We start from the raw sequence: 25379 nt of genomic DNA on the forward strand, positions 1-25379 counted from the left end.
ATGGGGTCTATTTCACCTTTTACAAAAGAGCAGTTAATGCCACAACCAGAAATGCTTGAAATTAAAAAGCAGAAAGGTGAATTGTTTATAGGGCTACCCAAGGAAACACATTTTGAAGAAAAGAGAATTAGTTTAACCCCTGATGCTGTTTCTGCTTTGGTTGCACATGGGCATCGTATTGTTGTAGAAACAGGCGCTGGAGATGGAGCAAATTATAGTGACAAGGAATATTCAGATGCAGGTGCTAAAATTTCTTATGATGTCAAGGAAGCTTTTGCGTGTAATATTGTTTTAAAAGTTGAACCACCATCATTAGAAGAAATTAAAATGATGAATCCGCAAGCTGTGTTAATTTCAGCATTACAACTTAAAACTCAGAATAAAAAATACTTCGAAGCATTAGCTAAAAAAAGAATTACCGCTATTGCATTTGATTATATAAAAGACGAGCATGGCTATTACCCAATTTTAAAATCGTTAAGTGAAGTAGCTGGTATTGCCTCTATGCATATTGCTGCTGAACTTATGACTGTTCCGAATGGTGGAAATGGTTTATTACTTGGAAATATTGGAGGAGTTCCTCCAGCAGACGTTGTAATTTTAGGTGCAGGTACTGTAGGTGAATTTGCAGCAAAAACCGCTACAGGTCTAGGGGCTAGAGTAAAAGTCTTTGACAATTCTATTACAAAACTCCGCAATCTTCAAGCTTGTGTTAAAGCACCTATTTATACTTCCACTGTTCAACCTAAAACGCTAGCAAAAGCATTAATGCGTTGCGATGTAGCTATTGGTGCTATTAGAGGAAAAGATCGTTCTCCAGTTATTGTTACAGAAGGAATGATTGAACAAATGAAAGAAGGTGCAGTTATTGTTGATGTAAGTATTGATAGAGGTGGTTGTTTCGAAACTTCTCGAGTAACAACACATAGTCAACCAACGTTTACAGAGCATGGAGTAATTCATTATTGCGTTCCGAATATTCCATCAAGATATGCTCGTACTGCTTCGGTTTCTATTAGTAATATTTTTACTCCTTATTTATTAGATATTGCTGAAGAAGGAGGTTTTGAAAATGCTGCTAGATTTGATAAAAGCTTACGAAACGGTATGTATTTTTATCACGGAATTCTAACAAATAAAACAGTTGCAGATTGGTTTGATTTGCCTTATCGCGATATTAACTTGCTAATTATATAACATAACACAAGAAGTCTCTTTGTAAATAGGTAATGAAAACTCAAAAAGAGTTCCCTCATTAGGAATATTTTTTATGTTTAGACTAGTATGATGTAAGTCTGCAATTTTTTTAACAATAGCAAGACCTAAACCCATTCCCTGTTTATTAAAATCTATTTCTCTTTGTTGACTTTCATTAAAAACGACATCTTTATCTGATTGACTAATCCCAATACCCGAGTCTTTAATTTGAACAATAACAAAATCGTAGTCATACGTAACTCTTAAAATAATCTTGCCTTTTTCTGGAGTAAACTTAAGAGCATTATCTATAATATTTTGAATTCCTCTTTCTATTAAAGTTACATCGGCAACTACAGTAGGTATATGATTGGCAGTATGCAATTCAAGAGAAATACTCTTCCTCTTTGCAATTATTGTATAACGTTTTTTAATCACTAACAACAGCTCAGTAACATCAATCAACTCTTTATTTATCTTAATATTTTTAGCATCCAATTTAGAATAATCAAACAACTGATTAATCATTCCTCCTAGATACTCAGCACTTGTTTCAATAATATTCATAAACTCGCTTTTATCATCAATAGTCATTACTCTTCCTTTTAATCTAAGAGTTTCAACATACCCTTTAATAGCAGTCAATGGCAATCTTAAATCATGGGAAACATTTGCGATTAACTCCTTTCTAAATTGATTTACAGAATTTATCTCTTTTATATTATTTGCTATTGTTTCTGCCATCTGATTAAAAGTAATTGCCAGTACAGATAAATCTGATGTTTCAGGAGCGGGTATTCTACTTTTTAAATCCCCTTCTTTAAAATTATTTACATGATAAATGATGGTGCGTAAACTTTTAGTCAAAAACCAAATACTCAACAAGCCTAATAAAATTGCGGATAACATTGTAATCAAAGAGGTTGTTACTCCTAAATTCACAAAGAAATCGGAAAACAATAAACTACAAACTTCCTGATACTTTTCACTGGCAAGAATAATATAAATATATCCTGAATGTTCGTTTTTTTTAAAATGTGCTGCCGAAAATATTTTCTTTACATTTCTATCCCTAGGATCATCTCCAAGTACATAATCTTGATTATTATTTATAAACCTTTTAATAGGTTTTAAATCAATCATAGTCATAGGACTTTTAGGATCTGAATGATCTAAAACCACAGAGTAAACTATTCCTCCTTCTTCATTTAGTAGATAAACTTCAATAGCTCTATTCACAGCCATCATATCGTGCATTAAATCATCAAACAATGCTTTATTTACACTACCATCTTCTAAATATGGAGATGCATTTCTAAATTTCTCTTCCACCAAATGATTTGCCACATTAGCATTCAAATGTTGTGATGTTTCTCTATAAAATTGCTGAATTAAATAGTATGTTGTACATATGTATACAACACCAATGATTAGTATGATGAATAAAAAGGATACACTTAACTTTTTAATTAATTTGTTTGAAATAGTTTTGTTTGAGGTCACGGGAAAGGTTTTTTAATTCTTCGTTAAATCTATAACCAACACCCCAAGAAGTTAGTATAAATTTAGGATCATCAGAATTATACTCAATTTTGTTTCGCAACCTATTAATATGTGAATTAACTGTATGTCTATACCCCTCAAAATCATATCCCCATATGATTTCCAATAAAGAATCCCTACTATATACTTTTCCTGGTGTTGAAGCCATTAACACTAATAATTCAAATTCTTTGGGAGATAAGTTTATTCTTTGAGCATTCAGTGTTACTTTTCTTTTTTCTACATCAATTGAAAGTTCTTCAAATGACAAGTTGTTATATAAATTATATTCAGATTCTTTATTTTTTACAATTAAATTTCTTCTTATTAAAGCATTGACTCTAGCTAATAATTCTCGGATACTAAAAGGCTTCGTCATATAATCATCCGCTCCTATTTCAAGCCCCAATACTTTATCTATTTCATTACTCCTAGCTGTTAACATTAAAATAGGAGTATTTTTCTTTTTTCTAATAGCCTTACAAACTTCTATGCCATTTAAAACAGGCAGTGTAAGGTCTAATATAATTAGAGAAAAACTTTCTTTAAGAGCACGCCTTAGCCCCTCCTCTCCATTAGAACAAATAGAGGTTTTATAGTTTACATCTTTAAGGTTAAATTCTAACAATTTTGCAATAGCAATATCATCTTCTACAATTAGAATATTTTTCATTTTTAACAGATTTTCGGGGTTCTTAAAGGCGAACTTAAAAAAATATATTGTGATTTAAAAATGATTTTTTTGTGATATTTCTGTGATACTATCCTCAGTTCTTTACATCATTATAAAAAGCTGCAGCTAAATTTTATGAATAATTCAATTTTTTAATTATGAAGAAAATAGCTTTTAATGATGAAGCTCTCAATTCACAAGTTGAGAGTAACAATCTAGAACTGTATGCAAAAAGTACAGTAATTAACATCGATGCTATTCAAAATTTATCGCAAAAAGATCAGAAACTTTTTGTGAGTTTTGGAATAGCCCCCTCAGTTCCCCCGAAATATGAAAATATTTTAGATGCTTTTGAATATTGGGTACGTAAAACGCCAAATAATATTGCCATAAATCATTTAGACAATAGACTCACTTACAAAAGTCTTGACAACGAAGCTACGATATTAGCGTTAATATTAAAACAAAAAGGAATAACACGTGGAGACGCTGTTGCCCTATATACCCATAGATCGATAGAAATGGTTATTGGTATTATTGCTTGTTTGAAACTCGGAGCAAGTTATATACCACAAGACCCGAGAATAGTTCCTAAAACAATGCTCTCTACAATTTATCAATTGAGTAAAGCTTCTATCGTCCTTTCTTTAGCTGAGTATCAATTAGAAACAGCTTTTGAAAAAAACGAAGAGACTGTATTTATAGATACTGAATTGGCGAAAGAAATCTATAGAAACTTATATGGTAATGTGAGACTCATTAGTCAGAAAAGTACTTCTCCAGAGGCTACCTGCTTTATTTTGTTTACTTCAGGAACCACTGGAACACCTAACGGAGTACAAGTATCTCATAAAAATCTATGCAATATTCTGTACAATTCTCCTGGTAATCTAAACATCAAGCCAGGAACAAAAGTTGCTCAAATATTAAATATATCTTTTGACATGGCTGCCTGGGAAATACTCGGTTGTCTTGGAAATGGAGGGACATTACTTATTAGAGGAAAAAACATTGCAGAAACAGCTCAAAAAGCCAATGTAATTATCGCTACACCTACTATACTAACTTCTATCGATATTCATAAATGTAAGGATATAAAAACAGTAGCTGTTGCTGGAGAACCTTGCCCTGAAATATTGGCAAATCAATGGGCTAAAGTCTCCAACTTTTATAATTCATGTGGTCCCACCGAAACTACTATCGTAAATACCATGAAAAAGTGTGATTTAAAGAACAAAGAACTTTCTATTGGAAAACCAACACCAAACAACACTGTCTATATTTTAAATGAAAACAAGGAACCCTGTAAAATTGGAGAAGTTGGTATTATGTGGGCTGGTGGACATTGTGTTACAAAAGGATATATAAACAACCATGATTTAAACAAAATACGGTATGCCTATGACCCATTTTTAAACAATGGAAATCTAATGTTTAACACAGGAGATTTAGGTAAGTGGAACTCCAATGGAGAACTTATTCACTATGGACGTATTGATGATCAAGTAAAAATAAAAGGTTTTAGAGTAGAACTAGATGCTATTTCAAAAATTATAGAACGATTTTCAGAAGTTGTAAGAGCTGTTACCATTAAACATCAAAACTATTTGGTTTCTTTTATCAGTTCCACAACAGAAGAAAAACATCCTCTTTTGCAGTCTATTAAAGATGCAATATCCAAAGAACTTCCCTATTACTATTTACCTTCAGAATTTATATTCTTAAAAGAATTACCCAAAACTTCTAGAGGTAAAATTGACAAGAGAAAATTAAAGGACTTTTTAAACTAAGCAATTATGGAAACAATTAAATTACCTCCCAAAAAGAGTTTTTGGTATCGTTTAGGAAAGCACCCTTGGTTGATACCTTATCGTAGATTATTCATTCTTATAACCGTTATAAATAGTATTGTTTTAATAAAAGCAGGTACTTCATGGAATTGGTTTTCTTATGATTACATTGCTCTTGATAAAATTGCTGAAGTAATATTATACAATTTTACATTGGCTATTTTAATTCGTCAACAGTATGTAATTAACTTACTATTTAAAATTGCCACAAGTACGCCAAAACATTGGCCTTTATTTATAAGACGAATTTGTGCTAAAGTATATCATTTTGGAGGTTTACATAGTTCTAGTTCAACTATGGGAACACTTTGGTATATTCTCTTTGTAGTTAGTTTATTTCATTATTATATCAATGGGTATGACGGAGTAGATTTACCGATTATCATAGTTACTTCTATAATATTAGTTCTTTTAATAGCCATTATAATTACGGCGTTACCAAAAATGAGAGCCAAAAACCACAATCAATTTGAAGCAATGCACAGATTGGGAGGCTGGACAGTTCTCATACTATTCTGGGTACAAATGATTTTGTTTTTAAAAGCTCAACATTCAATAGACACCATATTTAGCAGTGCTAACTTTTGGATTCTAGTTGTATTAACCATTAGTGTAATACTACCATGGTTGCGTTTAAAAAAGGTAGCTATTGATATTGTAAAGCCCTCTAATCATGTAGCACTTACATCTTTTAACTATGGAGTTACTCCCTTTGCAGGCTCATCAACAGCTTTAAGTAGAAATCCTTTATTAGAATGGCATTCTTTTGCGAATGTACCTGCTCCAGATAAGGATGGGTTTAGACTTACGATTTCTAGAGCTGGAGACTGGACGGGCAATTTCATCAATGACACACCAGAAAAGATTTGGGTTAAAGGTATTCCTACAGCAGGAGTTGGAAATGTAGATAAACTTTTTAATAGTGTTATTTGGGTGGCTACAGGTAGTGGTATTGGTCCATGTTTACCTCATTTACTTTTAAATGAAACTCCTTCACTGCTTATTTGGGCTACGAGAAATCCTGAAAAAACATACGGTAAGGAATTAGTAAATGAAATCTTAACAGTACAACCCAATGCTATAATTTGGGATACTGATGCCAATGGTAAACCAGATTTGGTAAAACTTACCTATAAAGCTTATAAAGATTTTAATGCCGAAGCTGTAATCTGTATATCAAATCAAAAACTTACTGAAAAAGTAGTACATAATATGGAGTATCTCGGTATTCCAGCTTATGGAGCTATTTGGGATTCTTAACGTAAAATCAAACTAAATATTAAAATGATGAATGTACTATTTAAACAAATAGACAGGGTTCTTATTGCCCAATTAAACCGACCTAAAGCTTTAAACGCTTTAAGTTCAGAGCTAATGTATGAGCTATTAACTGGACTGGAAAACTACGATGCTGATTCTTCTGTAGGTTGCATAATTATTACTGGTAATGATACTTTTTTCTGTGCAGGTGCAGATATCAAAGAAATGGCTAGTAAAAATGCAACACAAATGATTGAAGAAGATTATTTCAATCATTGGGAAAGAATAGCTAAACTTAAAACACCAATTATTGCAGCTGTTTCTGGTTATGCCTTTGGTGGAGGCTGTGAGCTAGCAATGATGTCAGATATCATTTATGCATCAGAAAATGCCGTCTTTGGACAACCTGAAATAAAACTCGGAGTAATTCCTGGTATCGGCGGTACTCAAAGATTAACCAAATTAGTTGGAAAATCTAAAGCAATGGATATCATTCTAACGGGTAGAGATGTTTCAGCTATTGAAGCAAATAGAATAGGATTAGTTTCAAAAATTTTCCCTCAAAAAGATTTTATGCAACATGTACTAGATCAAGCACAAAAAGTTGCCAACTATTCTAAAGTTGCTTTAAAAACAGCTAAAGAAACTATCAATCAATCCTTAGAAACAGGGCTTAAATCAGGAGTTGTATTTGAAAGAAAGTTGTTTCACTCGCTTTTTAATACTCCAGATCAACAAGAAGGTATGCAAGCTTTTATTGAAAAAAGAATACCTCAATTTAACAACTTCAATTAAAAATTTAAATCATGAAAAAAATATATTTCACATTTATAATCACACTATTATTCACTTCTTTTCATTCCTTTTCACAAGAGAACAAAGAATCAAAAACAACCTTCGCTATTATGCCTATTCATAATAGTGGCGCGGGGTTTAACAATGTCTTTTTAGGATCTTATGAACTTGAATCTGACAAAAAACTTACTTTTTATAGTGTTTTCTGGGTAAATCCATCTTTTGGAAATCAAGGAAAGGATTTATTCCTAGAAACAGGTATAGGACTTGGCTTTACTTCTAAAAATAAGAAATGGTATTTCAACCCTAGTTTAGGGTTTGGCCATGGAAAACTACTATCACAATCGGCAGGCACCAAAATTGCAGAGAGCATAATACCAAGTATCTTCTTATTACATCATTCTGGAAACTTTGAATTAGAAGCGTATACTGCTTACTATAAAAGTTTACGTGGTGAAGGTAATTCACAAGATTTAATGTTAAACTGGGTCATCCCAGGTTTTAAAGTTAATAAACACTTTTCCTTAGGAGGGTTCTACGAACACTTAGGGCAAACAAGAGTAGATCAAGGTGATACGGTTACCTTATATCAATTTTTAGGGGGCTATGTCAAAGCTACTTTAAACAATGGTATTTGGTTTCGTTTTGCAGCCGGTCCAAATATTTCTAATGACAAGGTAAATGCAAACGAATTTTACAAAATACAAGCCTTTATACCTCTTTAAATAGATGTTCTTGGGGGAGAATATCTACTAACTACAAAATGTTAGTAGTTTCTACGAAGTAATCTTACTTAAGATTACTTCGTTTTCATTTTTATCAATACTTTTGCATTCATAAAATCAAAATCATGCGATTACTTAAACGTATTGGGTATTATTTAATAGGAGTAGCTCTAGGCTCTATAGGAGTAGCTTATTTTTGGAAACAAAAAGATGTTTCTTTTGATTATGGTATGGATGCACGTACTTTAAAAACTATACGTATCAAAAAACGCCTATTTTCTAAAGACGCTAAAGCTGTTATGCAATCAAATCAAATTGATACCGCAACAATTTCTGTTCTATTGAAAAATGCTGATGTTGATTTTAGCAAAAGTAAACCTAGACAAAAGCCTTGTGCGGAATACTATGTGACAGGTAAAGGAACATTAGAAAAGATCCATTTATACGTAATTCGATGCGACTCTACTGCTACTATTGATAAAGTCTACGTTCACTAACAGTTTTTATACTTATCGTGTAAACCTACACCATTCAAAATCATTGGAATAATTTTCTCTAGCCGAGAGGTTTTAGTTGCTTCTCTTTTAGCGCTCGCTATGTGGTCTGCAAATTCTCTTTGTTTGCTTAAAGTGAATTGATTGAACTTTTCCTTTAGAAGTAAATCTTCATTTAGTTTTATACCTAATTCTGGAGGTATCATTAAAGGTTTTTTATTTCTTTGTGGTTTAATTTCCAATCCTTTTTCTGAATTTTCAATAGCCTCCAAAGCATATGCTTTTACTAAGTTAACGTCTATCTTATCTATGGCATCAAAACGCCACTGGCGCATAGCTTTTGTTTTTCCTTCTTGAGCATTCATTAATAAATTAGCTTCATCTTTTAAGAAATGTCCTTGGAAAAACCATAAACCACAATAATGTTTAAAAGCAGACATTCCTAAAATATTCTTCCCTTTATAAACATATACTGGAGATCCCCACTTTATAGTTTCTTCAAAAGGTAGTTCAGATAATACTGAACGCAAGAGCGTCAACTCTTGCGTCCATTTATCTTTATCTTCGATATATTGTGTTACTTTACTATTCATTATTAATTGGCAACGTCACTTGTAAATTTAATACGCATTAATCTTAATTCTTCATCGTCGTAGTCTCCATCAAACTCATCTAAAGCATCCTGAATTTTATCGGTATCGGATTCCATAAAATACTCGTGAATTTCTTCTTGTTGATCTTCATCCAAAACATCATCAATCGCATAATCTATGTTCAATTTAGTACCTGAAAACACAATTGCCTCCATTTCCTTGATAAGCTCCCCCATTTCTAAACCTTTAGAACTTGCAATATCTTCTAATGGAAGTTTTCTATCTGTATTTTGAATGATATAAAGCTTTAAACCTGAATTTATTCCTGTACTTTTTACAATTAAGTCATCAGGTCGCATAATATCATTTTCTTCCACATAACCCGAAATAAGCGCAATAAATTCTTTACCATACTTCTTAGCTTTTCCTTCACCTACTCCATGGACCTTGGATAACTCTTCTAAATTGATTGGATATTTTAAGGCCATATCATCTATAGAAGGATCTTGAAAAACTGCATATGGAGGTACTCCTAATTTCTGTCCTACTTTTTTACGTAAATCCTTCAGCATTCCAACTAACTTATCATCTACTCCTCCAGCCGATTTGGTATTTGTAATAATAGTACCATCATCATCTGTAGCGTATACATGATTTTCAGTCATCATAAACGAACTCGGGCTTTCTTTAAAAGCTTTACCTTCTTTCGTTAGTTTAACGACTCCATACTGTTCTATTTCCTTTCTAATATATCCGGCAACCAATACTTGACGTAATAATGCCATCCAATAATGCTCATCTTTATCTTTTCCTACCCCAAAGAAAGGTTGTTCAGTAGTCTTATGAGATTTTAACAATGCATTTTCTCTACCAATAATCGTATTCACCAATTCTTTTGGTTTATACATCTCATTCGTCTTACCAACAATCTCTAAAAGTTTTACTACTTCATCTTGAGCTTCATGCTTTTTCTTTGGATTCCTCATATTATCATCCATATCAGCACCATCTCCATTTATTTCATCAAACTCTTCTCCAAAATAATGTAGCAAATACTTTCTACGGTTCATCGAAGTTTCGGCATATCCTACCACCTCTTGTAACAATGCATGACCTACTTCTTGTTCTGCAACAGGCTTATTAGCCATGAACTTTTCTAACTTTTCTATATCCTTATATGAATAGAATGTTAAACAATGACCTTCACCTCCATCTCTTCCAGCTCTACCTGTTTCTTGGTAATAACTTTCTAAACTTTTAGGAATGTCATGGTGAATTACAAAACGTACATCTGGTTTATCAATTCCCATTCCGAAAGCAATTGTTGCTACCACAACATCGCATTCTTCCATTAAGAACATATCTTGATGTTTAGCTCTTGTTTTAGCATCAAAACCAGCATGGTAAGGCACAGCATTGATTCCGTTTACCTGAAGTACTTGTGCAATTTCTTCAACTTTCTTCCTACTCAAACAATAGATTACTCCAGATTTACCCAAACGCTGTTTAATAAAGCGAATAATATCTTTTTCTACCTCTTTTGTTTTAGGTCGTACTTCATAAAACAAATTGGCACGATTAAACGATGCTTTAAAAACTTTAGCATCTGTCATTCCTAAAGTTTTTAAGATATCTTCTTGAACCTTTTCTGTAGCAGTTGCTGTAAGACCAATAATAGGTACATTATCAATTTGCTTAATAATGTTTCTTAGATTTCTATACTCAGGTCTAAAATCGTGTCCCCATTCTGAAATACAGTGAGCTTCATCGATTGCTACAAAGGATATCTTTTGTTTTCTTAAAAACTCTACATACTCTTCTTTAATTAGGGATTCTGGGGCTACATATAATAATTTAGTAATACCATTTTCAATGTCACTCATCACCTGATTTACTTCAGATTTGTTCAAAGATGAGTTCAAAACGTGGGCTATACCATGCTTTTCAGAGATACCTCTAATAGCATCTACCTGGTTTTTCATTAATGCAATTAAAGGTGATACAACTATTGCAGTACCTTCTTTCATCAATGCAGGAAGTTGGTAACATAATGACTTACCTCCTCCTGTTGGCATAATTACAAATGTGTTTTGGTTATTCAAGATGCTACTAACTACACCTTCCTGTAATCCTTTAAATTGATTAAAACCAAAAATTTTCTTTAATGAACCGTATAAATCCGTCTCCTCTTTATTCATCATTCAATTCAAAAATTAAAAATGCGAACTAAGTTACAAAAAATCCTTTGATAATAACTTGAAAAAGTTTCTTTTTTTATACACCATGTTCTAGCCAAAATATTCCTATTTTTACACTTTAAAATTTCTCAAAAAAATATAACCTTGAAAGACTCAAGAAGCGTTATTTTAAACACAGCTAAAGAGACAATACTTTTAGAAAGTAAAGCTGTAGCCAACCTAGCAAATTTAATAGATGATTCTTTTGCAGATGCAGTAAACTATATCCTTACTTCTAATGGTAGGGTTATCATTACTGGGATTGGTAAAAGTGCCAATATTGCAAATAAAATCGTAGCAACATTAAACTCCACAGGAACTCCTGCCATTTTTATGCATGCAGCAGATGCTATTCATGGAGATTTAGGGATTGTACAAAAGAATGATGTTGTTATTTGTATTTCTAAAAGTGGAAACACGCCTGAAATTAAAGTATTGGTTCCTTTAATTAAAAATTCAAGTAATAAAATTATTGCTATTACTGGGAATCCTGATTCATACTTAGGAAAAAATGCTGATTTTATTCTAAACTCTCATGTTGATAAAGAAGCTTGTCCAAATAATTTAGCACCTACAACAAGTACTACTACACAATTGGTAATTGGGGATGCTTTGGCAGTTTGTTTGTTAGAGCTGAGAGGTTTTACAAGCAGTGATTTTGCAAAATATCATCCAGGTGGAGCTTTAGGAAAACGTTTATACTTACGTGTTTCTGACTTAATCAAAAACAATCAGTTACCCAAAGTAAAAAGTAATGATACAGTAACTAATGTTATTATTGAAATTTCTGAAAAACGTTTAGGAGTTACAGCAGTAATAGATGATAATGATAAAATCACTGGAATTATTACTGATGGTGATATTCGAAGAATGCTGACCAAATCTACCAAGATAGATGAATTAACAGCTAATGATATTATGAGTAGTAATCCTAAATCTATTCATGTTGATGCTATGGCTGTTGATGCACTTGAAATGTTAGAAAACAATAGTATCACGCAAATTTTAGTAACTGATGAACAACAAAACTACGTTGGTGTTGTCCATTTACACGATATAATAAAAGAAGGAATATTTTAAGATGGCAGAAAAGGAAATGTCTTTTTTAGACCATCTTGAAGAGCTCAGATGGCATTTAGTTAGAAGTTTTGCAGCAATTTTTGTAATTGCGATTGTTGTATTTATCAATATTGAATTTGTTTTTAATGAAGTTTTACTTGCTCATTTAAAACCCGATTTTGCAACCTATCGTTTCTTTTGTGAAGTTTTTTCTTCTTTAGGAATTGAAAGTAGTTTTTGTAACATCAAGTTCAAACAAACACTTCAGGCACTAAATCCAACTCAACAGTTAATGACTGGAATTTGGTCTTCTCTAATCTTAGGGTTTGTAGTGGCCTTTCCTTATGTGCTATGGGAAATGTGGCGATTTATATCCCCTGGACTACACGAATCCGAACGAAAAAAATCAAGAGGGTTTATTTTTATCTCTTCTTTATTGTTCTTCTTAGGAGCGCTTTTTAGCTATTACGTTATCTTACCGATGTCGGTATATTTCTTTTATAATTTTTCTATTGGAGATGCCATCGTTAATAATTTCAAACTAGAAGCGTATGTTAGTTTAATTACCAATACATTACTTGGGGTATCTGTCTTTTTTGAACTACCAATTATTATATTCTTTTTGTCTAAAATTGGTTTAGTTACCCCTCAGTTTTTAAAGAAATATAGAAAACATGCTTTGGTACTTGTACTTATTTTATCTGCTATTATTACACCTCCAGATGTAGCCAGTCAGGTAATTGTTACTGTACCGATTATGATTTTATACGAAATCAGCATTCATATATCAAGCATTGTTATTAAAAAACAACAAAAAAATGTCACAAAAAGTCCAAGAGTTTAACGACTATCGTTCTAAAATGAACGAAAAAATATTATCATCAGATAACAAGGTTATCAAACGTATATTCAATTTAGACACCAATGCGTATGCAGAAGGACATTTACCTGTAAAGACAAAGGAATTGTTAGGGTTGGTTGCCTCTGCTGTTTTAAGATGTGATGATTGTATTGCGTACCATTTAGAAACTGCTTTTAAGAATGGTGTTACCAAAGAAGAAATGATGGAAACCATGAGTATTGCTACTTTAGTGGGTGGTACTATTGTTATTCCTCATTTAAGAAGAGCTGTTGAGTTTTGGGAAGCTTTAGAAGAAAACAGTTAACATATAATTAAGTTTAACACATCTCGTTTTATACTAATTTAGCAGCATAAATATCTTATAAACTTACATGAAATTAAGAGCACAAGACATACAAAAGATTTACGGTAGTAGAAAAGTAGTAAAAGGAATTTCATTAGAAGTAGAACAAGGCGAAATTATTGGTTTATTAGGACCAAATGGAGCTGGAAAAACAACTTCTTTTTATATGATTGTTGGTATGATTAAACCTAATCATGGTCAAATATTCTTAGATGATGAAGAAATTACTACTGATGCTATGTACAAGCGTGCTCAAAAAGGAATTGGATATTTAGCTCAGGAGGCTTCAGTTTTTAGAAAACTATCTGTTGAAGATAACATTATGTCTGTTTTAGAATTTACAGATCGAACTAAAGAACAAAGAAAACAACGTTTGGAAGAATTAATAGAAGAGTTTAGTTTAGGACATGTTCGTACTAACCGAGGTGACTTATTATCTGGAGGAGAACGTCGTAGAACCGAAATTGCACGTTGTTTAGCTTCTGACCCTAAATTTATTTTATTAGATGAGCCTTTTGCTGGTGTAGATCCTATTGCTGTAGAAGATATTCAAGGAATTGTAGCTCAGTTAAAAAATAAGAATATCGGAATTTTAATTACAGATCACGATGTACAAGCCACACTAGCTATTACAGATAGAACCTATTTAATGTACAATGGAGGTATTCTAAAAGAAGGAACCCCAGAAGAATTAGCGGCAGATGAAACCGTAAGAAGAGTATATTTAGGAAAAGACTTTGAGCTTAAGAAAAAGAAGTTTTAATAGTATTTCTTCAAGAACTCATTACTTCTTAGTATTAAGAAAGAACTTTAATTAAAGTTTTTTCTTAAAAAACACATTATAATCTCCTTTTTTAGGATAATCTGTTATTCTACCATATTCTTCATAACCATACTTTTGATAAAATCCATCGGCTTGAAAAGAAAAAGTATCTACAACTACCAATCTTGCCCCTTTTTCTTTGGCTATTTTCTCAGCTTCTAATAAAAGCTTAGCTCCTATTCCTTTACCCCTTTCTTTTTCATCAATCCAAAATATTTTCACATAAAAACCAGCATAATAACCTATCCCTCCTAATATACCTCCAATAATCTCATCGTTATCATTTTTTGCTATCAATTCAATCGGAGTATACAAAGTAGCCAAATCCCATGCGACTTTTTCCTGATTATATGCATTTAAATTGTCTACAATTTTTCGAGCATCATCCCTACTCTTACAAACCTCAATTTTCATTATTTCTTAGTCATATTTTGAATCAATGAAATAACAATGTATAGTAATATAATCGTTGGGATTGCTGCAACTTTGATAACCACCAATAAAACAATTGAAAGCACCAAGAAAATATACTTGATTAGATTATCTTTTAGTCCGAAGTTTTTAAACTTTAATGAAAACAATGGAATTTCAGAATTCATAATAAAACTGAAAAACAACGTTACTCCAATTAAAAAGTATTTGTTTTGAATTAACTCTACAATAAAATGATAGTCTGTATACTCAACAATTAGAGGTAATGAGATTACAAATAAACTCATTGCAGGTGTTGGAACCCCAATAAAACTATCTGATTGACGCTCATCTAAGTTAAATTTAGCCAATCGATAACATGCAGCCAATGTTAACAACAATCCTAAATACGGTAAGTTACTTCCAGATTTCCCATAGGCATCTACCCCAAAATATCCTACTGCATCTTTATCAATTGCATTCACCAACATTTGCAACATTACAATTCCAGGTACAACCCCACTAGTAACCATATCTGCCAAAGAATCAAGTTGTTTTCCTAATTCTCCTTGTACTTTTAATAAACGTGCTGCAAATCCATCTAAAAAATCAAATCCAATTCCCAAAATTACTAAGAAAGCCGTAGCGAAAAAATCACCTTTCACAGCAAAAATTACAGCCGCCGTTCCACAAAACAAATTTCCTAGGGTTAATAAATTTGGAATATGCCTAACTATGTTCATATGATATCATTTTTACACGAAAATAGGAATATTGAACGATTTTTTTATTAATTTTCAAGCTAATTAAGTTGCTTCAATAATATTTTTTAATAAGAATTTGCTATATGCCTATTATTCAATGTGATTTTAATCCTAGTTTGCCTTTCAAAAATGGTCATTTCAACACTGTTTACAGAGCTCTATTTATGAAAGATGAGATTAACTATACTAGAAAAAGAGTTACTACTTGGGATAATGATTTTATTGATTTAGACTTTTCTACTGTGAATTCAAAAAGTATTGCATTGTTAATTCATGGCTTAGAAGGAAGTTCACAATCAAATTACATGGTATCAACCACCAATATTCTCAATAACGCTGGTACTGATGTGGTTTGTATGAATTTAAGAGGGTGCAGTGGAGAAGATAATTTATTATTAGAAACTTATCATAGTGGAAAAACGGATGATGTTGAGTTTATCATTAATTATATAGTAAATAATTACAACTATGAGAATATAATTGTTGTAGGTTTTAGCCTAGGTGGTAACCTAACTTTAAAATACTTAGGTGAGTTTAATACTATTCCTGAACAGGTTAAAGGAGCTGTTGCGGTTTCTGTACCTATAGATCTCACCTCTTCTCAAGCTGAACTTACTAAAATTAAGAACAAACTATACATGACCGAATTCTTGAGAACAATGAAATTGAAGTTGTTAGAAAAAGCTGATAAGTTTCCAGAGTTTGAGTTAAATAGAGAATTACTTTTTAAAGCAACAAAATTTAGACATTTAGAAAAACAGTATACTGTACCTGTATTTGGATTTGAGAGTTCTGAAGATTATTGGGAAAAAGCGAGTTCTAAGCCATACATCTCCAAAATAAACCGTAAAACACTCTTAATAAACGCTTTAGACGACAGTTTTTTATCTCCTGAATGTTATCCATATAACGAAGCAAAAAACCTTAAAGAGTTTTATTTAATGACACCAAAATATGGTGGACACGTTGGTTTTGCTCAATCTTTTAATAACCAAGAAAACAAATGGGTAGAAAATCAAATACTAAGTTTTATACAAAACCACTTATTCATAGATTTGTAATCTTAAAACAAAGAACTTATTCTTTTTATAAATGCGTATTTTAAAATATACTATGTCTAAAATATATATCAGCTTATTTATAAGTCTATTCACCATTCAATTGGTTGTAGGGCAATCTAATTTTACTTTATCCAATTTATCTCAAATAAGTATCATTACCTCTGGCCCTGGGGATCAGCTATATGAAAAATTTGGTCATACGGCTATCCGAGTAAAGGATCCGATATTAAGCTTAGATCTCATTTATAATTACGGAATGTTTGATTTTAATGATGCAAATTTTTACGTGAATTTTACCAAAGGATATATGAAATACAAATTAGCTCGATATCCTTTTTATATTGCATTAAAAGACAATCAAAAACATCAACGATGGGTAAAAGAACAAATTCTTAATTTGAATACTGAAGAACGAAATGCGCTATTTAGTTTTTTAGAAAATAATGCTCTTCCTGAGAATGCAGGGTACTTTTATGATCCATTTTTTGATAATTGTGCTACAAAACCAAGAGATATTTTAAAGGAAATATTAGGTAAGAAATTTCTTTTTTCTGAGAGTTTCGTTGAAAGCCCTAATTCTTTAAGACAATTAATGAATATTGAAATTCATCCAAATACTTGGGCTAGTCTAGGTATTAATATAGCTTTAGGAAGTAAATTAGATAAGACTGCAACACCAAGTGAATATCTTTATTTACCTGATTATGTTTATACTTCTATTGCGCAATCGGCTATTAAAACTTCAGAAGGAGAAAAACCACTTGTTCTAAAAGAAAACATCTTATTAGACTTTGATGAAATAACACCTCAAAGTGATAGTATTTCACCATTACTAATATTAAGTCTGTTATTCATTATAACCGTTCTTATTACAAGGAAAGATTTACAAAACAATAAAAGAACTACATGGTTTGATGCTACCCTTTTCTTTTTGACTGGGTTAACTGGCTGCTTAATCGTATTTCTTTGGTTTTTTACAAATCACTCAACAGCACCAAACAATTTTAACTTTTTATGGGCTTTTGCTCCTAACTTATTTCTTTTCTTTATTATTAAAAAAGGAACACCTCCTAAATGGACACAAAAATACATGGTAGTTTTACTTTGCCTTTTAGCTATAATACCTGTAGTATGGATTTTAGGAGTTCAATTGTTTACCTATCCAATGATACCCTTGTTTTTATTACTTGGAATCCGTTACTGGTTTCTTTACAAGAAACTTTCTATTGCCAACTCATAACCTTGTAAACCAAACCCAAAAATAACCCCCTTTGCATTTGGAGCAATGTAGCTAGCATGCCTAAACTCTTCTCTAGCATGAATATTTGAAATATGCACTTCTACAACAGGAGTTTCAATACCTTTTACTGCATCTCCTATACCAACAGAAGTATGTGTATATGCCGCTGCATTTAATATAATTCCATCATAACTAAACCCAAATTCATGTAGCTTACTTATCAACTCTCCTTCTATATTTGATTGAAAATAAGATATCTCAATACTTCTATATTTTTTTTTAAGACGATTTAAAAAATCTTCAAATGAATCTGCCCCATAAATTTCAGGCTCTCTTTTTCCTAATAAATTTAAATTAGGCCCATTAATTATTATTAATCTTTTCATTCTTTTTATTTCTGATAACTAAAGTAGTATTTTAATTTTAAGGTATAAAAAAAAGGAAGCAATGTTGCTTCCTTTTTTCGTAATATTTTGATTGAATTAGAAGTGTAATGCAAATCCAACGTTGAATTGGAAAAGATTAGCGTCTTCTGCATCTCCAATACCTAAGTTATATCTTAAACCTGGCTCGATACTTACATTTTCTCCTAAGAAAATAGCGTATCCTCCTTGAATACCTAACCACATTGGGTTTGATCCATCACGAGCAGATCCAGTTAAGTCCAATTGTACTGGAATCATACTTTCAATATAGTACTTAGCACCAACTTTATAAGTAAACGCTTCAAAAGAATCGTTATAACCTAAACCAGCTTTAATTGCTAAATCATCCATTACGAAGTAACCTCCTTCAGCTCCTACAGCCCAAGTAGTGTTACCATCAGAAGAAGCTAAATAGAAACCAGTGTTAGCTGCATGACCAGCTCCAAAACCTGTGTTAGTTTCAATTAACCACTTTCCTTTTTCAGTTTGACCGTTAGACTCCTGTGCGTTTGCAGTAAATCCAGCAGCTACCATAGCGAATACTAATAATAATTTTTTCATAATTTTTAATATATAATTTTTAATTTGAGCCCAAAAATAATCTATTTTTAATAGCTGACAATTTTTTTTTTCAAAAAAAAACATACACTTTTTACTAATGAACTGGGAACAAGCAATATCAGATTATCTGAATTATTTGAAAATCGAAAGAGGGCTATCACAAAACTCAATTGACAGCTATCATAGAGACATTAGGAAGCTCCTTAGATTCTTAGAAACACTAGAAAGAATAGTATCTCCTATCCAAATATCTTCCGACATTATTAAAGAGTTTATTTATGAAAGTAGTAAAGACATTGGTTCGAGAAGTCAAGCACGTCTTATATCTGGATTACGTAGCTTTTTTGATTACTTGGTTTTTGAGGATTATCGAAAAGACAACCCCACTGATTTAATTGAGAGTCCCAATATAGGTAGAAAACTTCCCAATACATTAAATAGAGAAGAAATTGATACAATAATAGCAGCGATTGATTTAAGCCATCCGCAAGGAGAAAGAAATAGAGCTATCATAGAAACGTTGTATAGTTGTGGCTTACGTGTAAGCGAACTTATAAATCTTCAACTTTCTGATTTATTTTTTAAAGACGGGTATATACGAATCTTAGGAAAAGGTAATAAATACCGTTTTGTCCCTATACATTCAAGTACTATATTGCTTTTAGAATTTTATATTAATGAGATTCGCTCAAAAATAACTCCTAAAAAAGAAGATGAAGATATTGTTTTCTTAAATCGACGAGGAAAGCGATTGTCACGTCAAATGATTTTCATTGTTCTAAAGGAACATGCGGCAAAAGCAAATATTAAGAAAAGTATAGGTCCACATACCCTACGACACTCATTTGCTACATTTTTACTATCAAGAGGTGCCGATTTGCGTATTATTCAACAATTATTAGGACATGAAAGTATTACAACTACAGAAATATATGTCCATTTAGATAAAACTCACCTCATTAAAACGGTAGAACAATTTCACCCAAGAAGCACACAAGAAGAAAAGAAAAAACACGAAATTTAAAACCGAGAATTACAGGTACAAAAAATGGCGAGCTACCTACATCACACCGCTACGACCTAATACCCTTGCTGCGTTCCCGCCCTGGGGGATTCAAAGGGAGCTGGTTGTGTAGAACTCGCCGGGGCAAAGATACAACCATTTTTTATTAAAAAACAAACAAAAAAAGTATAAAAAAACTGTAACATTTATAAGTTTTTGAATACTAATCGATTGTTATGAATATTTTTTTCAAGTTTATCTTTTAAAAGTATTCAATACCTAAAAAGAATATATTTGTATCACTAACTAAATTTACACAATGGAAAATCAAGCAAACAGCAAAAGCATTATTTTAAACTACGGATTGTACCTAGGATTAGCAGGGGTTTTAATTCATTTAACTTTTTACGCAACTGGAAATTTAATCTCTTTAGGATGGTTATCTGGTATCTTAGGAATCATTGCAATGATTGTATTTATTGTTTTAGGAATTAAAAAATTTAAAAATGACAACAGTGGATACTTAACATTTGGTCAAGCTCTTAAAGTTGGAGTTGGAATAGCAGTAATCAGTGCAGTAATTTCAACAATCTATACCTTAGTATTTACCAATGTTATTATGCCTGATTTTCAAGAACAAATGTTAGAAGTTCAAAAACAAGCATGGATGGACGCAGGATTAAACGATGAGCAAATAGAAAGTTCTGCAGAGATGACTAAAAAGTTCCAAAGTCCTTTTATTTCAGTTCCAGTTTCTTTAGTTATGGCTGCATTTTTAGGATTTGTATTCTCTGCAATTAGTGGAGCTATTATGAAAAAAACAGAAGAAAACGACTATTAAGAAGAGTTTAAGATTCAAAAAGTTGTAAAGTCAACAAAAGACTCTTAACTTTGAAAATCTGAACAACTTAGACAAATAGTACATGGATATATCGGTAGTAATACCACTTCTTAACGAAGAAGAATCTTTACAAGAATTATATGATTGGATTGCAAAAGTTATGCAATCCAATCAGTTTTTATATGAAGTTATATTTATTGATGATGGAAGTACTGATACTTCTTGGAATATCATTGAAAAATTAACGAAGGAGCATTCTCAAGTTAAAGGAATTCGCTTCCAACGTAATTATGGTAAATCTCAAGCCTTAGACGCTGGTTTTAATCTTGCATTAGGAACTGTCGTAATGACCATGGATGCAGACTTACAAGATAGTCCAGATGAAATCCCTGAACTTTACAGATTGATTACAGAAGAAGATTATGATTTAATCTCTGGATGGAAGAAAAAGCGTTATGATAATGTAGTTACCAAGAATATTCCTTCTAAACTTTTCAATTGGGCTGCTCGTAAAACATCTGGATTAAGCCTTCATGATTTCAATTGTGGTTTAAAAGCTTATAAAAATGAAGTTGTAAAAACCGTAAAAGTAAGTGGCGAAATGCATCGTTACATTCCTGTTTTAGCCAAAAACGAAGGTTTTCATAATATTGGAGAAAAAGTAGTACAACATCAAGCCCGAAAATACGGTGTTACCAAATTTGGAATGGATCGTTTTGTAAACGGTTTTCTTGATTTAATTACGATTTCATTCTTATCTAAGTTTGGAAAAAGACCGATGCATTTCTTCGGATTATGGGGAACTTTAATGTTTATTTTTGGATTCTTTTCTGCAGCTTACATTGGTATTATGAAACTTTACATGCTTTCTAAAGGTCTTAAAGCAATTTTGGTCACTAGTAACCCTTGGTTCTATATTGCATTGACTTCAATGGTTTTAGGTACCCTTTTATTTTTAGCAGGTTTCTTAGGAGAACTAATCATCAAGAGTAATCCACAACAAAAACATTATAAAATTAGAGAAGAACTCAATTTCTAAACGCGTACCTTTGTACGTTTTTTAATTTGACACATGAAAGAGATTTTAAACAAAGCAAAACAATGGCTTTCTGATTCTTTTGACTCAGAGACTCAAGATAAGATTCAACAATTAATTGATACTAACCAAGAAGAATTAACAGAGAGTTTTTATAAAAACCTTGAATTTGGTACAGGTGGAATGCGCGGTGTGGTTGGTGTTGGTACTAATCGTATTAATAAATATACACTAGGTAAAGCAACACAAGGGTTAAGTAACTATTTACAGAAAGAATTTCCTAAAAAAGAATTAAAAGCTGCTATTGGATATGACTGTAGACATGACAGTAAATGGTTGGCTGATGTGGTTGCTAGTGTACTCTCTGCAAATAATATAAAAGTGTATTTGTTTGAAGATATGCGTCCAACACCTGAGTTATCTTTTGCAGTAAACCATTTAGGTTGTGATATAGGTATCGTATTGACAGCTTCGCACAACCCTCCTGAATATAATGGTTACAAAGTATATTGGAATGATGGTGGGCAAATTGTACCTCCACAAGACCAAGAAATTATCAATGAAGTTAACAGTTTAGACTTTTCTGAAATTAATTTCAATACCCAATCAAATTTAATTGAAGAAATTGGAAGCGAAATTGATGAAGCCTTTTGGAAAGCTTCTTTAGAAAATGGAACTTTTGATATACAGGGAAGAGATAAGTTAAAAGTTGTTTTTACATCACTTCATGGAACCTCTATTAAACTTATTCCTGAAGTATTAAAACGTGCGGGCTATACTCAAGTACATATTGTTAAAGAACAAGCGCTTCCTGACGGTGATTTTCCAACGGTAAAATCGCCTAACCCGGAAGAACCAGAAGCTTTACAAATGGCTGTTGATTTGGCTAATGAGATAGATGCTGACATCGTGTTAGGAACGGACCCCGATTCTGATAGAATTGGTATTGCTGTTCGTGATACTGATGGTAACATGAAGTTGTTAAACGGAAATCAAACCATGAGTATGATGACCGATTTCTTAATAAATGACTGGAAAAAACAAGGAAAATTAAACGGTAAGCAATTTGTTGGCTCAACGATTGTTTCTTCTAATTTAGTAAATGATATTGCCAATTCTTATGGTGTTGAAACGAAAGTAGGACTAACAGGATTCAAATGGATTGCGAAAAACATTAAAGATTTCCCTGAGTTAGATTTTATTGGAGGTGGTGAAGAGAGTTTTGGTTATATGGTTGGAGACTTTGTTCGTGATAAAGACGCCGTAACCTCTGCCCTATTAGCCTGTGAAATTGCTGCCGATGCGAAAGCAAATAATAGTTCTTTCTATAAAGAATTATTAGCACTCTATACAAGACATTCTTTTTATAAAGAACATTTGATTTCTTTGGTAAAAAAAGGAATGGATGGTGCAGAACAGATCAAACAAATGATGATAGATCTACGTCAGAATCCAGTAACAGAAATTGATGGTTCTAGAGTAGAATTCTTATACGATTACCAATCTTCAATAAAGAAAAATTTAATTACTAATGAAGAGAGTGTAATTGATATTCCTAAATCTAATGTGTTGATTTATCATACAGAAGATGGTACAAAAATAGCTGCTCGTCCAAGTGGAACAGAGCCTAAAATTAAGTTTTATTTTAGCGTTAATACTCAATTAGATTCGGTTGAAAATACCAAAGAAACTGAGGAGGATTTAGATGCTAAAATTCAACGAATTATTAAAGATTTAAATTTATAAATGGAATATTTTAAGAAGATAATAAAATACGCCAAGCCCTATAAAAAATATGGAATACTTAATATATTCTTTAATATTTTGTATGCTATTTTTTCAGGGCTATCATTTATTGTCTTAATGCCACTTTTAAAAGTTATTTTTCAACCTAAAGAAGAAGAAATAATTACAGTTGAACCATTCCTTAAAAATTATGATAATACCGGTAAGTTTTTAAATGATCTTTTTACATATCAAGTACAACAATTGTTAGGAGAAGACCCTTCAAAAGCTTTATTAGCTGTAATTATCTTAATATCTGTTGTTTTCTTGTTAAAGAATCTGTTTAATTATTTAGCATTATACAATATTACCTTTCTTAGAAACGGGATTCTAAAAGATATTAGAAATGACTTGTATAAAAAAACAGTTGATTTACCTATTTCCTATTTTTCAGAAAAAAGGAAAGGCGATATGATGGCTCGCATAGGAACCGATGTTTTAGAAATACAGCATTCTTTCCTGTCTATGTTAGAATTATTAGTTAGAGAACCTCTTACTATAATTTTCACTGTATTTTATATGCTGTTTTTGAGCCCCAAATTAACCATTTTTATATTTGTATTTATTCCAATAGCTGGACTTGTCATATCTCGAATTGGAAAAAGTTTAAAAAGAAAATCTGACAATGTTCAAAAAGAACAGGGATATTTTTTGTCTTTACTCGAGGAAACTTTAAGTGGCTTAAAAGTTATCAAAGCTTTTAATGCAGAAAACGAATTTCAAGGTAAATTTTCGAATTCAACAGGAAGATTTGAAAAATATCTCAACTCTTTACTTAACAGAACCAATTTAGCTAGTCCAACAAGTGAATTTTTAGGTATTATGGTTTTTGGAGTTTTACTTTGGTATGGTGGAAGTCTTGTTTTAGTGGAGAAAAGCATTACTGGTAATACTTTTATAGTATTCTTAGGATTAGCATACAATATTTTAACTCCAGCAAAAGCTATATCAAAGGCAAATTATAATATTAAAAAAGGAAATGCTGCTGCCGAAAGAGTATTAGAAGTTTTAGAAACTGAAAACCCTTTAGAAGATATTGAAAATGCCATAGAAAAACAAGATTTCAACTCGGAGATACAGATTGATAATATTTCATTTAAATATGCCGATGATTACGTTTTAGAAGATTTTTCATTAACCATTCCTAAAGGAAAAATGATTGCTTTGGTTGGGCAATCAGGAAGTGGTAAATCAACACTAGCCAATTTATTAACTCGTTTTTATGACGTTAATAAAGGAAGCATAAAAATTGATGGGGTTGATATCAAAAACATTACAAAACAATCTTTAAGAAAATTAGAAGGTCTAGTTACCCAAGATTCTATTTTGTTTAATGATAGTGTGAAAAATAATATTACTCTAGGTTTAGAAAATAAAACCGATCAAGACATTATCGCCGCAGCAAAAGTTGCCAATGCGCATGAGTTTATTGAAAACTTACCGAACCAATATGATACAAATATTGGTGATGGAGGAGGTAAGTTATCAGGTGGACAAAAACAACGTTTGAGTATCGCTCGTGCTGTTTTAAAGAATCCACCTATTATGATTTTGGATGAAGCTACTTCAGCTTTAGATACAGAATCTGAGAAATTAGTTCAAGAAGCTTTAGAAAATATGATGCAAAATAGAACCTCTATTGTTATTGCCCATAGACTTTCTACTATACAAAAAGCGGATCTTATTGTAGTAATGCAAAAAGGAAAAATAGTAGAACAGGGAACGCATAGTGAACTACTAGCCAAAAGTGGAACTTATAAAAAACTGGTTGAAATGCAGTCTTTATAGAATATAATTAA

25 protein-coding genes and 1 other RNA gene are annotated in these 25379 nt (G+C 31.8%); 17 read left to right on the forward strand and 9 right to left on the reverse strand.

The genetic code is table 11. The features are described 5' to 3' along the window. Positions 1–1197, forward strand: coding sequence for an alanine dehydrogenase (locus ABNT22_RS10570; protein WP_348716847.1), 1197 nt, complete (start codon positions 1–3; stop codon positions 1195–1197). Here the strand turns inward: ABNT22_RS10570 and ABNT22_RS10575 are convergent. Both ABNT22_RS10575 and ABNT22_RS10580 read right to left on the reverse strand, forming a co-directional pair. Then, positions 1186–2700 (reverse strand): HAMP domain-containing sensor histidine kinase, encoded by a 1515-nt coding sequence (locus ABNT22_RS10575; RefSeq protein WP_348716845.1) that lies wholly within the window; start codon positions 2698–2700, stop codon positions 1186–1188. The genes ABNT22_RS10570 and ABNT22_RS10575 overlap by 12 nt on opposite strands. Beyond that, on the reverse strand, positions 2663–3412 hold the full coding sequence (locus ABNT22_RS10580; protein ID WP_348716843.1) for a response regulator transcription factor: 750 nt from the start codon (positions 3410–3412) through the stop codon (positions 2663–2665). Before ABNT22_RS10580 ends, ABNT22_RS10575 begins: the two co-directional genes overlap by 38 nt. 158 nt (positions 3413–3570) lie before the next feature. On the opposite strand from ABNT22_RS10580, the gene ABNT22_RS10585 reads away from it, so the two are divergent. The 5 genes from ABNT22_RS10585 to ABNT22_RS10605 all read left to right on the forward strand — a co-directional run bounded on the left by ABNT22_RS10585 (position 3571) and on the right by ABNT22_RS10605 (position 8539). Continuing rightward, positions 3571–5202: an AMP-binding protein gene (locus ABNT22_RS10585; protein ID WP_348716841.1), complete on the forward strand. Its 1632-nt coding sequence runs from the start codon at positions 3571–3573 to the stop codon at positions 5200–5202. Between the two features lie 6 nt (positions 5203–5208). Beyond that, positions 5209–6522, forward strand: a complete 1314-nt coding sequence (locus tag ABNT22_RS10590) for a hypothetical protein (protein ID WP_348716839.1) — start codon at positions 5209–5211, stop codon at positions 6520–6522. 24 nt (positions 6523–6546) lie between these two features. Beyond that, positions 6547–7317: an enoyl-CoA hydratase-related protein gene (locus tag ABNT22_RS10595; protein WP_348716837.1), complete on the forward strand. Its 771-nt coding sequence runs from the start codon at positions 6547–6549 to the stop codon at positions 7315–7317. A gap of 11 nt (positions 7318–7328) precedes the next feature. Then, positions 7329–8042, forward strand: a complete 714-nt coding sequence (locus ABNT22_RS10600; protein WP_348716836.1) for a DUF6733 family protein — start codon at positions 7329–7331, stop codon at positions 8040–8042. A 125-nt stretch (positions 8043–8167) separates the two neighbouring features. Beyond that, a complete protein-coding gene (locus tag ABNT22_RS10605) occupies positions 8168–8539 on the forward strand; it encodes a DUF4258 domain-containing protein (protein ID WP_348716835.1) in 372 nt (123 codons plus the stop codon). Here the strand turns inward: ABNT22_RS10605 and ABNT22_RS10610 are convergent. Further along, entirely contained in the window at positions 8536–9129 is a 594-nt protein-coding gene (locus ABNT22_RS10610; RefSeq protein ID WP_348716834.1) for a YdeI/OmpD-associated family protein, read from the reverse strand. The two genes, ABNT22_RS10605 and ABNT22_RS10610, sit on opposite strands and share 4 nt — an antisense overlap. 2 nt (positions 9130–9131) lie before the next feature. Further along, positions 9132–11327 carry a RecQ family ATP-dependent DNA helicase gene (locus ABNT22_RS10615; protein ID WP_348717613.1) on the reverse strand — a complete coding sequence of 732 codons (2196 nt, stop codon included), beginning with the start codon at positions 11325–11327 and terminating at the stop codon, positions 9132–9134. A gap of 144 nt (positions 11328–11471) precedes the next feature. Here ABNT22_RS10615 and ABNT22_RS10620 point away from each other — a divergent pair, with 144 nt between their 5' ends. From ABNT22_RS10620 to lptB, 4 genes are all read left to right on the forward strand, one after another. Beyond that, positions 11472–12446 carry a KpsF/GutQ family sugar-phosphate isomerase gene (locus tag ABNT22_RS10620; protein WP_348716832.1) on the forward strand — a complete coding sequence of 325 codons (975 nt, stop codon included), beginning with the start codon at positions 11472–11474 and terminating at the stop codon, positions 12444–12446. A 1-nt stretch (position 12447) separates the two neighbouring features. After that, positions 12448–13269, forward strand: coding sequence for a twin-arginine translocase subunit TatC (gene tatC, locus ABNT22_RS10625; RefSeq protein WP_348716831.1), 822 nt, complete (start codon positions 12448–12450; stop codon positions 13267–13269). Continuing rightward, entirely contained in the window at positions 13244–13591 is a 348-nt protein-coding gene (locus tag ABNT22_RS10630) for a carboxymuconolactone decarboxylase family protein (protein WP_348716829.1), read from the forward strand. The genes tatC and ABNT22_RS10630 overlap by 26 nt, the downstream gene beginning before the upstream one ends. Positions 13592–13658: 67 nt before the next feature. Continuing rightward, entirely contained in the window at positions 13659–14393 is a 735-nt protein-coding gene (lptB, locus tag ABNT22_RS10635; protein ID WP_348716828.1) for an LPS export ABC transporter ATP-binding protein, read from the forward strand. 51 nt (positions 14394–14444) lie between these two features. On the opposite strand, the gene ABNT22_RS10640 is transcribed toward lptB, so the two are convergent. Together ABNT22_RS10640 and ABNT22_RS10645 are read right to left on the reverse strand one after the other, a co-directional pair. Further along, positions 14445–14867 carry a GNAT family N-acetyltransferase gene (locus ABNT22_RS10640; RefSeq protein ID WP_348716826.1) on the reverse strand — a complete coding sequence of 141 codons (423 nt, stop codon included), beginning with the start codon at positions 14865–14867 and terminating at the stop codon, positions 14445–14447. After that, on the reverse strand, positions 14867–15607 hold the full coding sequence (locus tag ABNT22_RS10645; protein ID WP_348716824.1) for a CDP-alcohol phosphatidyltransferase family protein: 741 nt from the start codon (positions 15605–15607) through the stop codon (positions 14867–14869). Before ABNT22_RS10645 ends, ABNT22_RS10640 begins: the two co-directional genes overlap by 1 nt. Positions 15608–15711: 104 nt before the next feature. Here ABNT22_RS10645 and ABNT22_RS10650 point away from each other — a divergent pair, with 104 nt between their 5' ends. Together ABNT22_RS10650 and ABNT22_RS10655 are read left to right on the forward strand one after the other, a co-directional pair. Further along, positions 15712–16689 (forward strand): YheT family hydrolase, encoded by a 978-nt coding sequence (locus ABNT22_RS10650; RefSeq protein ID WP_348716823.1) that lies wholly within the window; start codon positions 15712–15714, stop codon positions 16687–16689. A gap of 52 nt (positions 16690–16741) precedes the next feature. Further along, complete coding sequence (locus ABNT22_RS10655) at positions 16742–17929, forward strand: DUF4105 domain-containing protein (RefSeq protein WP_348716821.1); 1188 nt, start codon at positions 16742–16744, stop codon at positions 17927–17929. On the opposite strand, the gene aroQ is transcribed toward ABNT22_RS10655, so the two are convergent. Together aroQ and ABNT22_RS10665 are read right to left on the reverse strand one after the other, a co-directional pair. Further along, entirely contained in the window at positions 17899–18315 is a 417-nt protein-coding gene (gene aroQ, locus ABNT22_RS10660; RefSeq protein ID WP_348716819.1) for a type II 3-dehydroquinate dehydratase, read from the reverse strand. The genes ABNT22_RS10655 and aroQ overlap by 31 nt on opposite strands. 96 nt (positions 18316–18411) lie before the next feature. Then, positions 18412–18915 carry a hypothetical protein gene (locus ABNT22_RS10665; protein WP_348716817.1) on the reverse strand — a complete coding sequence of 168 codons (504 nt, stop codon included), beginning with the start codon at positions 18913–18915 and terminating at the stop codon, positions 18412–18414. A 97-nt stretch (positions 18916–19012) separates the two neighbouring features. Here ABNT22_RS10665 and ABNT22_RS10670 point away from each other — a divergent pair, with 97 nt between their 5' ends. After that, positions 19013–19939, forward strand: a complete 927-nt coding sequence (locus ABNT22_RS10670; protein WP_348716815.1) for a site-specific tyrosine recombinase — start codon at positions 19013–19015, stop codon at positions 19937–19939. Between the two features lie 22 nt (positions 19940–19961). Here the strand turns inward: ABNT22_RS10670 and ffs are convergent. Then, positions 19962–20060: signal recognition particle sRNA small type (gene ffs / locus ABNT22_RS10675), an RNA gene on the reverse strand. Positions 20061–20237: 177 nt separating this feature from the next. Here ffs and ABNT22_RS10680 point away from each other — a divergent pair. The 4 genes from ABNT22_RS10680 to ABNT22_RS10695 all read left to right on the forward strand — a co-directional run bounded on the left by ABNT22_RS10680 (position 20238) and on the right by ABNT22_RS10695 (position 25368). Further along, the gene (locus ABNT22_RS10680) at positions 20238–20759 is read left to right on the forward strand and encodes a DUF4199 domain-containing protein (RefSeq protein ID WP_348716813.1); all 522 of its coding nucleotides are present in this window, start codon (positions 20238–20240) and stop codon (positions 20757–20759) included. 82 nt (positions 20760–20841) lie between these two features. Beyond that, positions 20842–21798 (forward strand): glycosyltransferase family 2 protein, encoded by a 957-nt coding sequence (locus ABNT22_RS10685; protein ID WP_348716811.1) that lies wholly within the window; start codon positions 20842–20844, stop codon positions 21796–21798. Between the two features lie 33 nt (positions 21799–21831). Further along, on the forward strand, positions 21832–23541 hold the full coding sequence (locus ABNT22_RS10690) for a phospho-sugar mutase (RefSeq protein ID WP_348716809.1): 1710 nt from the start codon (positions 21832–21834) through the stop codon (positions 23539–23541). Continuing rightward, positions 23542–25368: an ABC transporter ATP-binding protein gene (locus ABNT22_RS10695; protein WP_348716807.1), complete on the forward strand. Its 1827-nt coding sequence runs from the start codon at positions 23542–23544 to the stop codon at positions 25366–25368. Positions 25369–25379: the final 11 nt, after the last annotated feature.

Source organism: Tenacibaculum sp. 190130A14a (assembly GCF_964048965.1).
GTDB lineage: Bacteria > Bacteroidota > Bacteroidia > Flavobacteriales > Flavobacteriaceae > Polaribacter > Polaribacter polynesiense.